At 56.5% G+C, this 13,907-nt stretch carries 16 protein-coding genes; all 16 read left to right on the top strand.

Annotated features, from left to right (window positions below):
* The first annotated feature begins 9 nt into the window (after positions 1 to 9).
* The 16 genes from LG381_RS17255 to LG381_RS17180 all read left to right on the top strand — a co-directional run bounded on the left by LG381_RS17255 (position 10) and on the right by LG381_RS17180 (position 13,851).
* Positions 10 to 342, top strand: a complete 333-nt coding sequence (locus LG381_RS17255; protein WP_021544893.1) for a head decoration protein — start codon at positions 10 to 12, stop codon at positions 340 to 342.
* Between the two features lie 55 nt (positions 343 to 397).
* The gene (locus LG381_RS17250; protein ID WP_000063252.1) at positions 398 to 1,423 is read left to right on the top strand and encodes a major capsid protein; all 1,026 of its coding nucleotides are present in this window, start codon (positions 398 to 400) and stop codon (positions 1,421 to 1,423) included.
* A 41-nt stretch (positions 1,424 to 1,464) separates the two neighbouring features.
* Positions 1,465 to 1,863: a DNA-packaging protein FI gene (locus tag LG381_RS17245; protein ID WP_225762691.1), complete on the top strand. Its 399-nt coding sequence runs from the start codon at positions 1,465 to 1,467 to the stop codon at positions 1,861 to 1,863.
* 11 nt (positions 1,864 to 1,874) lie between these two features.
* Complete coding sequence (locus LG381_RS17240; protein WP_000752979.1) at positions 1,875 to 2,228, top strand: head-tail joining protein; 354 nt, start codon at positions 1,875 to 1,877, stop codon at positions 2,226 to 2,228.
* An 11-nt stretch (positions 2,229 to 2,239) separates the two neighbouring features.
* A complete protein-coding gene (locus LG381_RS17235) occupies positions 2,240 to 2,818 on the top strand; it encodes a phage tail protein (RefSeq protein ID WP_105286048.1) in 579 nt (192 codons plus the stop codon).
* On the top strand, positions 2,815 to 3,210 hold the full coding sequence (locus LG381_RS17230) for a phage minor tail U family protein (protein WP_225762690.1): 396 nt from the start codon (positions 2,815 to 2,817) through the stop codon (positions 3,208 to 3,210). The genes LG381_RS17235 and LG381_RS17230 overlap by 4 nt, the downstream gene beginning before the upstream one ends.
* Positions 3,211 to 3,217: 7 nt before the next feature.
* The gene (locus LG381_RS17225; RefSeq protein WP_097762128.1) at positions 3,218 to 3,958 is read left to right on the top strand and encodes a phage tail protein; all 741 of its coding nucleotides are present in this window, start codon (positions 3,218 to 3,220) and stop codon (positions 3,956 to 3,958) included.
* A gap of 15 nt (positions 3,959 to 3,973) precedes the next feature.
* Complete coding sequence (locus LG381_RS17220) at positions 3,974 to 4,396, top strand: phage minor tail protein G (RefSeq protein ID WP_129754295.1); 423 nt, start codon at positions 3,974 to 3,976, stop codon at positions 4,394 to 4,396.
* The gene (locus LG381_RS17215) at positions 4,378 to 4,812 is read left to right on the top strand and encodes a phage tail assembly protein T (RefSeq protein ID WP_105286049.1); all 435 of its coding nucleotides are present in this window, start codon (positions 4,378 to 4,380) and stop codon (positions 4,810 to 4,812) included. Before LG381_RS17220 ends, LG381_RS17215 begins: the two co-directional genes overlap by 19 nt.
* Positions 4,805 to 7,366, top strand: coding sequence for a phage tail tape measure protein (locus LG381_RS17210; RefSeq protein WP_225762689.1), 2,562 nt, complete (start codon positions 4,805 to 4,807; stop codon positions 7,364 to 7,366). Before LG381_RS17215 ends, LG381_RS17210 begins: the two co-directional genes overlap by 8 nt.
* Positions 7,363 to 7,692 (top strand): phage tail protein, encoded by a 330-nt coding sequence (locus LG381_RS17205; RefSeq protein ID WP_019842037.1) that lies wholly within the window; start codon positions 7,363 to 7,365, stop codon positions 7,690 to 7,692. Before LG381_RS17210 ends, LG381_RS17205 begins: the two co-directional genes overlap by 4 nt.
* Positions 7,692 to 8,390: a phage minor tail protein L gene (locus LG381_RS17200; RefSeq protein ID WP_167824373.1), complete on the top strand. Its 699-nt coding sequence runs from the start codon at positions 7,692 to 7,694 to the stop codon at positions 8,388 to 8,390. Before LG381_RS17205 ends, LG381_RS17200 begins: the two co-directional genes overlap by 1 nt.
* 5 nt (positions 8,391 to 8,395) lie before the next feature.
* Positions 8,396 to 9,139, top strand: coding sequence for a C40 family peptidase (locus LG381_RS17195; protein ID WP_105286051.1), 744 nt, complete (start codon positions 8,396 to 8,398; stop codon positions 9,137 to 9,139).
* Complete coding sequence (locus tag LG381_RS17190) at positions 9,136 to 9,708, top strand: tail assembly protein (RefSeq protein WP_000847665.1); 573 nt, start codon at positions 9,136 to 9,138, stop codon at positions 9,706 to 9,708. Before LG381_RS17195 ends, LG381_RS17190 begins: the two co-directional genes overlap by 4 nt.
* Before the next feature lie 60 nt (positions 9,709 to 9,768).
* A complete protein-coding gene (locus LG381_RS17185) occupies positions 9,769 to 13,182 on the top strand; it encodes a host specificity protein J (RefSeq protein ID WP_225762688.1) in 3,414 nt (1,137 codons plus the stop codon).
* 69 nt (positions 13,183 to 13,251) lie between these two features.
* Positions 13,252 to 13,851 (top strand): Ail/Lom family outer membrane beta-barrel protein, encoded by a 600-nt coding sequence (locus LG381_RS17180; RefSeq protein WP_225762687.1) that lies wholly within the window; start codon positions 13,252 to 13,254, stop codon positions 13,849 to 13,851.
* The last annotated feature ends 56 nt before the right edge of the window (positions 13,852 to 13,907 follow it).

Below are 13,907 nucleotides of genomic sequence, written 5' to 3'. Positions count from 1 at the left end.
GGGATGTTTATGACGAGCAAAGAAACCTTTACCCATTACCAGCCGCTGGGCAACAGTGACCCGGCTCATACCGCAACCGCGCCCGGCGGATTGAGTGCGACAGCGCCTGCAATGACCCCGCTGATGCTGGACACCTCCACCCGTAAGCTGGTTGCATGGGATGGCACCACCGACGGTGCTGCCGTTGGCATTCTGGCGGTTGCTGCTGACCAGACCAGCAACACGCTGACGTTCTACAAGTCCGGCACGTTCCGTTATGAGGATGTGCTCTGGCCGGAGGCTGCCAGCGACGAGACGAAAAAACGAACCGCGTTTGCCGGAACGGCAATCAGCATCGTTTAACTTTACCCTTCATCACTAAAGGCCGCCTGTGCGGCTTTTTTTACGGGATTTTTTTATGTCGATGTACACAACCGCCCAGCTGCTGGCGGCAAATGAGCAGAAATTTAAGTTTGATCCGCTGTTTCTGCGTCTCTTTTTCCGTGAGAGCTATCCCTTCACCACGGAGAAGGTCTATCTCTCACAAATTCCTGGACTGGTAAACATGGCGCTGTACGTTTCGCCGATTGTTTCCGGTGAGGTTATCCGCTCCCGTGGCGGCTCCACCTCTGAATTTACGCCGGGATATGTCAAACCCAAGCATGAAGTGAATCCGCAGATGACCCTGCGTCGCCTGCCGGATGAAGATCCGCAGAATCTGGCGGACCCGGCTTACCGTCGCCGTCGCATCATCATGCAGAACATGCGTGATGAAGAGCTGGCCATTGCCCAGGTCGAAGAGATGCAGGCAGTTTCTGCCGTGCTTAAAGGCAAATACACCATGACCGGTGAAGCCTTCGATCCGGTTGAGGTGGATATGGGCCGCAGTGCGGCGAATAACATCACGCAGTCCGGCGGCACGGAGTGGAGCAAGCGTGACAAGTCCACGTATGACCCGACCGACGATATCGAAGCCTACGCGCTGAACGCCAGCGGTGTGGTGAATATCATCGTGTTTGATCCGAAAGGCTGGGCGCTGTTCCGTTCCTTCAAAGCCGTCAAGGAGAAGCTGGATACCCGTCGTGGCTCTCATTCCGAGCTGGAGACAGCGGTGAAAGACCTGGGTAAAGCGGTGTCCTATAAGGGGATGTATGGCGATGTGGCCATCGTCGTGTATTCCGGACAGTACGTGGAAAACGGCGTCAAAAAGAACTTCCTGCCGGACAACACGATGGTGCTGGGGAACACTCAGGCACGCGGTCTGCGCACCTATGGCTGCATTCAGGATGCGGACGCACAGCGCGAAGGCATTAACGCCTCTGCCCGTTACCCGAAAAACTGGGTGACCACCGGCGATCCGGCGCGTGAGTTCACCATGATTCAGTCAGCACCGCTGATGCTGCTGGCTGACCCTGATGAGTTCGTGTCCGTACAACTGGCGTAATCATGGCCCTTCGGGGCCATTGTCTCTCTGTGGAGAAGTCCATGACGAAAGATGAACTGATTGCCCGTCTCCGCTCGCTGGGTGAACAACTGAACCGTGATGTCAGCCTGACGGGGACGAAAGAAGAACTGGTGCTCCGTGTGGCAGAGCTGGAAGAGGAGCTTGATGACACGGATGACACTGCCGGTCAGGACACCCCTCTCAGCCAGGAAAATGCGCTGACCGGGCATGAAAATGAGGTGGTATCAGCGCAGCCGGACACCATGATTCAGGATGCGGCTGAACTGGTCACGGTCATGGCAATGGTGACGCTGCATACTGATGCACTTCACGCCACGCGGGATGAACCTGTGGCATTTGTGCTGCCGGGAACGGCGTTTCGTGTCTCTGCCGGTGTGGCAGCCGAAATGACAGAACGTGGCCTGACCAGAATGCAATAACGGGAGGCGCTGTGGCTGATTTCGATAACCTGTTCGATGCTGCCATTGCCCGCGCCGATGAAACGATACGCGGGTACATGGGAACGTCAGCCACCATTACATCCGGTGAGCAGTCAGGTGCGGTGATACGTGGTGTTTTTGATGACCCTGAAAATATCAGCTATGCCGGACAGGGCGTGCGCGTTGAAGGCTCCAGCCCGTCCCTGTTTGTCCGGACTGATGAGGTGCGGCAGCTGCGGCGTGGAGACACGCTGACCATCGGTGAGGAAAATTTCTGGGTAGATCGGGTTTCGCCGGATGATGGCGGAAGCTGTCATCTCTGGCTTGGACGGGGCGTACCGCCTGCCGTTAACCGTCGCCGCTGAAAGGGGGATGTATGGCCATAAAAGGTCTTGAGCAGGCCGTTGAAAACCTCAGTTGTATCAGCAAAACGGCGGTGCCTGGTGCGTCAGCAATGGCCATTAACCGCGTTGCTTCATCCGCGATATCGCAGTCTGCGTCACAGGTTGCCCGTGAGACAAAGGTACGCCGGAAACTGGTAAAGGAAAGGGCCAGGCTGAAAAGGGCCACGGTTAAAAATCCGCAGGCCAGAATCAAGGTTAACCGGGGGGATTTGCCCGTAATCAAGCTGGGGAATGCGCGGGTTGTCCTGTCCCGCCGCAGGCGTCGTAAAAAGGGGCAGCGTTCATCCCTGAAAGGTGGCGGCAGCGTGCTTGTGGTGGGTAACCGTCGTATTCCCGGCGCGTTTATTCAGCAACTGAAAAATGGCCGGTGGCATGTTATGCAGCGTGTGGCCGGGAAAAACCGTTACCCCATTGATGTGGTGAAAATCCCGATGGCGGTGCCACTGACCACGGCGTTTAAACAGAATATTGAGCGGATACGGCGTGAGCGTCTTCCGAAAGAGCTGGGCTATGCGCTGCAGCATCAACTGAGAATGGTAATAAAGCGATGAAACATACTGAACTCCGTGCAGCCGTACTGGATGCACTGGAGAAGCATGATACAGGGGCGACGCTTTTTGATGGTCGCCCCGCTGTTTTTGATGAGGAAGATTTTCCGGCAATTGCCGTTTATCTCACCGGCGCTGAATACACGGGCGAAGAGCTGGACAGCGATACCTGGCAGGCGGAGCTGCATATTGAAGTTTTCCTGCCTGCTCAGGTGCCGGATTCAGAGCTGGATTCGTGGATGGAGTCCCGGATTTATCCGGTGATAAGCGATATCCCGGCACTGTCAGATTTGATCACCAGTATGGTGGCCAGTGGCTATGACTACCGGCGCGACGATGATGCGGGCCTGTGGAGTTCAGCCGATCTGACTTATGTCATTACCTATGAAATGTGAGGACGCTATGCCTGTACCAAATCCAACAATGCCGGTGAAAGGGGCCGGGACCACACTGTGGGTTTATAAGGGGAACGGTGACCCTTATGCGAACCCGCTTTCAGACGTTGACTGGTCGCGTCTGGCTAAAGTTAAAGACCTGACGCCCGGCGAACTGACCGCTGAGTCCTATGACGACAGCTATCTCGATGATGAAGATGCGGACTGGACTGCGACCGGGCAGGGGCAGAAATCAGCCGGAGATACCAGCTTCACGCTGGCGTGGATGCCCGGAGAGCAGGGGCAGCAGGCGCTGCTGGCGTGGTTTAATGAAGGGGATACCCGAGCCTATAAAATCCGCTTCCCGAACGGCACGGTCGATGTGTTCCGTGGCTGGGTCAGCAGTATCGGTAAGGCGGTGACGGCGAAGGAAGTGATTACCCGCACGGTGAAGGTCACCAATGTGGGACGCCCGTCGATGGCAGAAGATCGCAGCACGGTGACGGCGGCCACCGGCATGACGGTAACGCCAGCCAGTGCTTCCGTAGTGAAAGGGCAGAGCACCACGCTGACCGTGGCCTTCCAGCCGGAAGGGGCAACCGACAAGAGCTTCCGTGCGGTGTCTTCGGATAAAACAAAAGCCACCGTGTCGGTCAGTGGTATGACCATCACCGTGAACGGCGTTGCTGCAGGCAAGGTCAACATTCCGGTTGTATCCGGTAATGGTGAGTTTGCTGCGGTTGCAGAAATCACCGTCACCGCCAGTTAATCCGGAGAGTCAGCGATGTTCCTGAAAACAGAATCATTTGAACATAACGGCGTGACCGTCACGCTTTCTGAACTGTCAGCCCTGCAGCGTATTGAGCATCTTGCCTGGTTGAAAGAGCAGGAAAAAAAGGCTGAATCCAGTGGCAACCTGCAGGTGTCTGTAGAGGATCTTATCAGAGGCGGGGCGTTTCTGGTGGCGATGTCTCTGTGGCATAACCATCCGCAGAAGACAAAGCTGCCGTCCATGAATGAAGCCGTTAAACAGATTGAGCAGGAAGTGCTTACCACCTGGCCCACGGAGGCAATTGCTCAGGCTGAAAACGTGGTGTTACGTCTGTCCGGAATGTCTGAGTTTGTGGTGAATAATGCCCCTGAACAGGCAGATGACGCCGGGCCTGCAGAGCCTGTTTCTGCGGGAAAGTGTTCGACGGTGAGCTGAGTTTTGCCCTGAAACTGGCGCGTGAGATGGGGCGACCCGACTGGCGCGCCATGCTTGCCGGGATGTCATCCACGGAGTATGCCGACTGGCACCGCTTTTACAGTACCCATTATTTTCATGATGTTCTGCTGGATATGCACTTTTCCGGGCTGACGTACACCGTACTCAGCCTGTTTTTCAGCGATCCGGATATGCATCCGCTGGATTTCAGTTTGCTGAACCGGCGTGAGGCTGACGAAGAGCCTGAAGATGATGTGCTGATGCAGAAAGCGGCAGGGCTTGCCGGAGGTGTCCGCTTTGGCCCGGACGGGAATGAAGTTATCCCTACTTCCCCGGATGTGGCGGACATGACGGAGGATGACGTAATGCTGATAACAGTATCAGAAGGGATCGCAGGAGGAGTCCGGTATGGCTGAACCGGTAGGCGATCTGGTCGTTGATTTGAGTCTGGATGCGGCCAGATTTGACGAGCAGATGGCCAGAGTCAGGCGTCATTTTTCCGGTACGGAAAGTGATGCGAAAAAAACAGCGGCAGTCGTTGAACAGTCGATGAACCGGCAGGCGCTGGCTGCACAGAAAGCGGGAATTTCCGTCGGGCAGTATAAAGCCGCCATGCGTATGCTGCCTGCGCAGTTCACTGACGTGGCCACGCAGCTTGCAGGCGGGCAAAGTCCGTGGCTGATCCTGCTGCAACAGGGGGGTCAGGTGAAGGACTCCTTCGGCGGGATGATCCCCATGTTCCGGGGGCTTGCCGGTGCGATCACCCTGCCGATGGTGGGGGTCACCTCGCTGGCGGTGGCGACCGGTGCGCTGGCGTATGCCTGGTATCAGGGCAACTCAACCCTGTCCGATTTCAACAAAACGCTGGTCCTTTCCGGCAATCAGGCCGGGCTGACGGCAGATCGTATGCTGGTCCTGTCCAGAGCCGGGCAGGCGGCAGGGCTGACGTTTAACCAGACCAGCGAGTCACTCAGCGCACTGGTTAAGGCGGGGGTAAGCGGTGAGGCTCAGATTGCGTCCATCAGCCAGAGTGTGGCGCGTTTCTCCTCTGCATCCGGCGTGGAGGTGGACAAGGTCGCTGAAGCCTTCGGGAAGCTGACCACTGACCCGACGTCGGGGCTGACAGCGATGGCGCGCCAGTTCCATAACGTGACGGCGGAGCAGATTGCGTATGTTGCTCAGTTGCAGCGTTCCGGCGAAGAAGCCGGGGCATTGCAGGCGGCGAACGAGGCCGCGACGAAAGGGTTTGATGACCAGACCCGCCGCCTGAAAGAGAACATGGGCACGCTGGAAACCTGGGCAGACAGGACAGCACGGGCATTCAAATCCATGTGGGATGCGGTGCTGGATATTGGTCGTCCTGATACCGCGCAGGAGATGCTGATTAAGGCAGAGGCCGCGTTTAAGAAAGCGGACGATATCTGGAATCTGCGCAAGGATGATTATTTTGTTAACGATGAAGCGCGGGCGCGTTACTGGGATGATCGTGAAAAGGCCCGTCTTGCGCTTGAAGCCGCCCGAAAGAAGGCTGAGCAGCAGAGTCAACAGGACAAAAATGCGCAGCAGCAGAGCGATACCGAAGCGTCACGGCTGAAATATACCGAAGAGGCGCAGAAGGCTTACGAACGCCTGCAGACGCCGCTGGAGAAATATACCGCCCGTCAGGAAGAACTGAATAAGGCACTGAAAGACGGGAAAATCCTGCAGGCAGATTACAACACGCTGATGGCGGCGGCGAAAAAGGATTATGAAGCGACGCTGAAAAAGCCGAAGCAGTCCGGCGTGAAGGTGTCTGCGGGCGATCGTCAGGAAGACAGTGCTCATGCTGCCCTGCTGACGCTTCAGGCAGAACTCCGGACACTGGAGAAGCATGCCGGAGCGAATGAGAAAATCAGCCAGCAGCGCCGGGATTTATGGAAGGCAGAAAGTCAGTTCGCGGTACTGGAGGAGGCAGCGCAACGTCGCCAGCTGTCTGCACAGGAGAAATCCCTGCTGGCGCATAAAGACGAGACGCTGGAGTACAAACGCCAGCTGGCTGCACTTGGTGACAAGGTTACGTATCAGGAGCGCCTGAACGCGCTGGCGCAGCAGGCGGATAAATTCGCACAGCAGCAACGGGCAAAACGGGCAGCCATTGAGGCGAAAAACCGGGGGCTGACTGACCGGCAGGCAGCGCGGGAAGCCACAGAACAGCGCCTGAAGGAACAGTATGGCGATAATCCTCTGGCGCTGAATAATGTCATGTCAGAGCAGAAAAAGACCTGGGCAGCTGAAGACCAGCTTCGCGGGAGCTGGATGGCAGCCCTGAAGTCCGGCTGGAGTGAGTGGGAAGAGAGCGCCACGGACAGTATGTCGCAGGTAAAAAGTGCAGCCACGCAGACCTTTGATGGTATTGCGCAAAATATGGCGGCGATGCTGACCGGCAGTGAACAGAACTGGCGTAGCTTCACCCGATCCGTGCTGTCCATGATGACAGAAATTCTGCTTAAGCAGGCAATGGTGGGGATTGTCGGGAGTATCGGCAGCGCCATTGGCGGTGCTACCGGTGGCGGGGCATCAGCGTCAGGTGGTACAGCCATTCAGGCCGCTGCTGCGAAACTCCATTTTGCGACCGGGGGATTTACGGGAACCGGTGGCAAATATGAACCTGCCGGGATTGTTCACCGTGGTGAATTTGTCTTCACGAAGGAGGCAACCAGCCGGATTGGCGTGGGGAATCTCTACCGGCTGATGCGCGGCTATGCCACCGGCGGTTATGTCGGTACACCGGGCAGCATGGCGGACAGTCGGTCGCAGGCGTCCGGGAAGTTTGAGCAGAATAACCATGTGGTGATTAACAACGACGGCACGAACGGTCAGATAGGGCCACAGGCGCTGAAGGCGGTTTATGACGTAGCCCGTAAGGCGGCAATGGATGTTGTGACCGGGCAGATGCGTGATGGTGGTCTGTTCTCTGGAGGTGGACGATGAAAACCTTCCGCTGGAAAGTGAAACCGGGTATGGATGTGGCTTCGACTCCTTCCGTCAGGGAGGTGCGCTTTGGTGATGGTTACTCCCAGCGCGCGCCTGCCGGGCTGAATGCCAACCTGAAAACGTACAGCGTGACGATTTCTGTCCCCCGTTGGGAGGCCACGGCGCTGGAATCGTTTCTGGCAGAGCACGGAGGCTGGAAAGCCTTTCTGTGGACGCCGCCTTATGACTGGCGGCAGATAAAGGTGATCTGCGCAAAATGGACGTCGCGGGTCAGTATGCTGCGTGTTGAGTTCAGCGCAGAGTTTAAACAGGTGGTGAACTGATGCAGGATATCCGGCAGGAAACACTGAATGAATGCACCCGTGCGGAGCAGTCGGCCAGCGTGGTGCTCTGGGAAATCGATCTGACAGAGGTCGGTGGTGAACGTTATTTTTTCTGTAATGAGCAGAACGAAAAAGGTGAGCCGGTTACCTGGCAGGGGCGGCAGTATCTGGCGTATCCCATTCAGGGGAGTGGTTTTGAACTGAATGGCAAAGGCACCAGTACGCGCCCCACGCTGGCAGTCTCTAACCTGTACGGCATGGTCACCGGGATGGCGGAAGATCTGCAGAGTCTGGTCGGCGGAACGGTGGTCAGGCGTAAGGTTTACGCCCGTTTTCTGGATGCGGTGAACTTCGTCAACGGAAACAGTGATGCCGATCCGGAGCAGGAGGTGATCAGCCGCTGGCGCATCGAGCAGTGCAGCGAACTGAGCGCGGTCAGTGCCTCCTTTGTGTTGTCCACACCAACGGAAACGGATGGTGCTGTTTTTCCGGAGCGCATCATGCTGGCCAACACCTGCACCTGGACCTATCGCGGTGATGAGTGCGGTTATAACGGTCCGGCTGTCGCTGATGAATATGACCAGCCGACGTCCGATATCACGAAGGATAAATGCAGCAAATGCCTGAGTGGCTGTAAGTTTCGCAATAACGTCGGCAACTTTGGCGGCTTCCTTTCCATTAACAAACTTTCGCAGTAAATCCCATGACAGAGACAGAATCAGCGATTCTGGCGCACGCCCGGCGATGTGCGCCAGCGGAGTCGTGCGGCTTCGTGGTGAGAACGCCGGAGGGAGACAGATATCTTCCCTGCGTAAATATCTCTGGTGAGCCGGAGGAGTATTTCCGGATGTCGCCGGAGGACTGGTTGCGGGCAGAAATGCAGGGTGAGATTGTGGCGCTGGTGCACAGCCATCCCGGTGGTCTGCTCTGGCTGAGTGAGGCCGACCGGCGACTGCAGGTGCAGAGTGATTTGCCGTGGTGGCTGGTCTGCCGGGGGGCGATTCATAAGTTCCGCTGTGTGCCGCATCTCACCGGGCGGCGCTTTGAGCACGGGGTGACGGACTGTTACACGCTGTTCCGGGATGCTTATCATCTGGCGGGGATTGAGATGCCGGATTTTCATCGCGAGGATGACTGGTGGCGTAACGGTCAGAATCTCTATCTGGATAATCTGGAGGCCACAGGGCTGTATCAGGTGCCGTTGTCATCAGCACAACCGGGCGATGTGCTGCTGTGCTGTTTTGGTTCATCGGTGCCGAATCATGCCGCCATTTACTGTGGTGATGGCGAGCTGCTGCACCATATTCCTGAACAACTGAGCAAACGAGAGAGGTATACCGACAAATGGCAGCGACGCACACACTCCCTCTGGCGTCACCGGGCATGGCGCGCATCTGCCTTTACGGGGATTTACAACGATTTGGCCGCCGCATCGACCTTCGTGTGAAAACGGGGGCTGAAGCCATCCGGGCACTGGCCACACAGCTCCCGGCGTTTCGTCAGAAACTGAGCGACGGCTGGTATCAGGTACGGATTGCCGGGCGGGATGTCAGCACGTCCGGGTTAACGGCGCAGTTACATGAGACTCTGCCTGATGGCGCTGTGATTCATATTGTTCCCAGAGTCGCCGGGGCCAAGTCAGGTGGTGTATTCCAGATTGTCCTGGGAGCAGCCGCCATTGCCGGATCATTCTTTACCGCCGGAGCCACCCTTGCAGCATGGGGGGCTGCCATTGGTGCCGGTGGTATGACCGGCATTCTGTTTTCTCTCGGTGCCAGTATGGTGCTCGGCGGTGTGGCTCAGATGCTGGCACCGAAAGCCAGAACTCCCCGCACACAGACAACGGATAACGGTAAGCAGAACACCTATTTCTCCTCACTGGATAACATGGTTGCCCAGGGCAATGTCCTGCCTGTTCTGTACGGTGAAATGCGCGTGGGGTCACGTGTGGCATCTCAGGAGATCAGCACGGCAGATGAAGGGGACGGTGGTCAGGTTGTGGTGATTGGTCGATGATGCAAAATATTTTATGTGAAACCGCCTGCGGGCGGTTTTGTCGTTTATGGAGCATGACGAATGGGTAAAGGCAGCAGTAAGGGGCATACCCCGCGCGAAGCGAAGGACAACCTGAAATCCACGCAATTACTGAGTGTGATCGATGCCATCAGCGAAGGGCCGGTTGAAGGTCCGGTGGATGGATTAAAAAGCGTGCTGCTGAACAGTACACCGGTGCTGGACAGTGAGGGGAATACCAACATCTCCGGTGTTACGGTGGTGTTCCGGGCAGGTGAGCAGGAGCAGACACCGCCGGAGGGATTTGAATCCTCCGGTTCCGAGACGGTGCTGGGTACGGAAGTGAAATACGACACGCCGATCACCCGGACCATCACGTCTGCAAACATCGACCGTCTGCGCTTTACCTTCGGTGTGCAGGCACTGGTGGAAACCACCTCAAAGGGTGACAGGAATCCGTCGGAAGTCCGCCTGCTGGTTCAGATACAACGTAACGGTGGCTGGGTGACGGAAAAAGACATCACCATTAAGGGCAAAACCACCTCGCAGTATCTGGCCTCGGTGGTGGTGGGTAACCTGCCGCCGCGCCCGTTTAATATCCGGATGCGCAGGATGACGCCGGACAGCACCACAGACCAGCTGCAGAACAAAACGCTCTGGTCGTCATACACTGAAATCATCGATGTGAAACAGTGCTACCCGAACACGGCACTGGTCGGCGTGCAGGTGGACTCGGAACAGTTCGGCAGCCAGCAGGTGAGCCGTAATTATCATCTTCGCGGGCGCATTCTGCAGGTGCCGTCGAACTATAACCCGCAGACGCGGCAATACAGCGGTATCTGGGACGGGACGTTTAAACCGGCATACAGCAACAACATGGCCTGGTGTCTGTGGGATATGCTGACCCACCCGCGCTACGGCATGGGGAAACGTCTTGGTGCGGCGGATGTGGACAAATGGGCGCTGTATGTCATCGGCCAGTATTGCGATCAGTCAGTGCCGGATGGCTTTGGTGGTACGGAGCCGCGCATCACCTGTAACGCTTACCTGACCACACAGCGTAAGGCGTGGGATGTGCTCAGTGATTTCTGTTCGGCGATGCGCTGTATGCCGGTATGGAACGGGCAGACGCTGACGTTCGTGCAGGACCGACCGTCGGATAAGGTGTGGACCTATAACCACAGTAATGTGGTGATGCCGGATGATGGCGCGCCGTTCCGCTACAGCTTCAGCGCCCTGAAGGACCGCCATAATGCCGTTGAGGTGAACTGGATTGACCCGGATAACGGCTGGGAGACGGCGACAGAGCTTGTTGAAGATACGCAGGCCATTCTCCGTTACGGTCGTAACGTCACGAAGATGGATGCCTTTGGCTGTACCAGCCGGGGGCAGGCGCACCGCGCCGGGCTGTGGCTGATTAAAACGGAACTGCTGGAAACGCAGACCGTGGACTTCAGCGTGGGTGCCGAAGGGCTTCGCCATGTACCGGGCGATGTCATTGAAATCTGTGATGATGACTATGCCGGTATCAGCATCGGTGGTCGCGTGCTGGCGGTGAACAGCCAGACCCGGACGCTGACGCTCGACCGTGAAATCACGCTGCCATCCTCCGGTACCACGCTGATAAGCCTGGTTGACGGAAGTGGCAATCCGGTCAGCGTGGAGGTTCAGTCCGTCACCGACGGCGTGAAGGTAAAAGTGAGCCGTGTTCCTGACGGTGTTGCCGGATACAGCGTATGGGGGCTGAAGCTGCCGACGCTGCGCCAGCGCCTGTTCCGCTGTGTGAGTATCCGTGAGAACGATGACGGCACGTATGCCATCACTGCCGTGCAGCATGTGCCGGAAAAAGAAGCCATCGTGGATAACGGGGCGCACTTTGACGGCGACCAGAGCGGAACGGTGAACGGTGTCACGCCGCCAGCAGTGCAGCACCTGACCGCAGAAGTCACCGCAGACAGCGGGGAATACCAGGTGCTGGCGCGCTGGGATACGCCGAAGGTGGTGAAGGGGGTGAGCTTTATGCTTCGCCTGACCGTGGCAGCGGATGACGGCAGTGAGCGGCTGGTCAGCACGGCCCGGACGACGGAAACCACATACCGCTTCAGGCAACTGGCGCTGGGAAACTACAGACTGACGGTCCGGGCGGCAAATGCCCGGGGGCAGCAGGGCGATCCGGCGTCGGTATCGTTCCGGATTGCCGCACCGGCAGCACCGTCGCAGATTGAGCTGACGCCGGGCTATTTTCAGATAACCGCCACGCCGCATCTTGCCGTTTATGATCCGACGGTACAGTTTGAGTTCTGGTTCTCGGAAAAGCGGATTGCGGATATCAGGCAGGTTGAAACCACAGCCAGCTATCTTGGCACGGCGCTGTACTGGATAGCTGCCAGTATCAATATTAAGCCGGGTCATGATTATTATTTTTACGTTCGCAGTGTGAACACCGTTGGCAAATCGGCATTCGTGGAGGCTGTCGGCCGGGCGAGCGATGATGCGGAAGGTTACCTGGATTTTTTCAAAGGCCAGATAACCGAATCCCATCTCGGCAAGGAGCTGCTGGAAAAAGTCGAGCTGACGGAGGATAACGCCAGCAAACTGGAGGAGTTTTCGAAAGAGTGGAAAGACGCCAACGATAAATGGAATGCCATGTGGGGCGTCAAAATTGAGCAGACCGAAGACGGCAGGCATTATGTCGCGGGGCTTGGCCTCAGCATGGAGGATACAGAGGAAGGCAAACTGAGCCAGTTCCTGGTTGCCGCTAACCGTATCGCGTTTATTGACCCGGCAAACGGGAATGAAACGCCGATGTTTGTGGCGCAGGGCAACCAGATATTCATGAACGACGTGTTCCTGAAGTATCTGACGGCTCCCACCATTACCAGCGGCGGCAATCCTCCGGTATTTTCCCTGACACCGGACGGGCGGCTGACGGCGAAAAATGCCGATATCAGCGGTAACGTGAATGCAAATTCAGGGACGCTCAACAACGTCACGGTAAATGAAAACTGTACGATTAAGGGCATGCTGGAGGCGAACCAGGTCAGAGGTGACTTCGTTAAAACTGTATCCAAACCATTTCCGAAAAAGGCTGGTACGTGGGGTAACACGGAAACACCAAACGGGACGGTTACAGTCACCATTTACGATGATCATAACTTTGACCGCCAGATTATTATTCCGCCCATTATTTTTAACGGTGTGGCGTATGACGATCCGGGGAGCGGTAATAACCCGGGAGGTACGCGATACACGGGTTATGGTTTTGAAGTTCGCAAAAATGGCGTATTAATCGCATCCAGAGAAACTAAAGGAGCCATTCCCGGTAGTTACAGTGCGGTTATTGATATGCCGAGTGGTGGTGGTAGCGTCACTCTGGAGTTTAAGATTTTCCAGAAAGGCAATCAGGGCGCAGGTAACATCACAGACTGTACGGTGATTGTGACCAAAAAAGCTGCTTCCGGTATCAGTATCCGTTGAAATATTTATAACCCCAATACGGGCGCCAGAAATGGCGCCTTTTTTATTGCAGAAAAGCGAGAGGTAATTATGCGTAAATTATGTGCTGTTATTCTGTCTGCAGTAGTCTGGCTGGCCGCCGCTGGTACGCCAGCGAGTGCAGCAGAGCATCAGTCCACACTAAGCGGCGGCTATCTTCAGTCCCATACTGATATGCCCGGCAACGATGACCTGAAGGGCATTAACGTAAAATACCGTTATGAATTTACGGACACGCTGGGGCTGGTGACGTCATTCAGCTATGCAGGAGACAAGTATCGCCAGATTACCCGTTACAGCGATACCCGCTGGCATGAAGATTCAGTGCGTAACCGCTGGTTCAGCGTGATGGCGGGGCCGTCTGTACGCGTGAATGAATGGTTCAGTGCTTATGCGATGGCGGGTGTGGCTTACAGCCGTGTTTCGACGTTCTCCGGGGATTATCTCCGCGTAACTGACAACAAGGGGAAAACGCACGATGTGCTGACCGGAAGTGATGATGGTCGCCACAGCGACACGTCTCTGGCGTGGGGAGCTGGCGTGCAGTTTAACCCGACCGAATCCGTGGCCATTGATATTGCTTATGAAGGTTCCGGCAGTGGCGACTGGCGTACTGACGGTTTCATCGTGGGTGTCGGTTATAAATTCTGATTAGCCAGGTAACACAGTGTTATTACAGCCCGCCGGTTCAGGCGGGCTTTTTTGTG

This window comes from Escherichia sp. Marseille-Q3837, from assembly GCF_916618735.1.
Classification (GTDB): Bacteria; Pseudomonadota; Gammaproteobacteria; order Enterobacterales; family Enterobacteriaceae; genus Escherichia; species Escherichia ruysiae.
The sequence above is the reverse complement of the archived record's forward strand: the minus strand, read 5'-3'. Positions and strand labels throughout refer to the sequence as shown.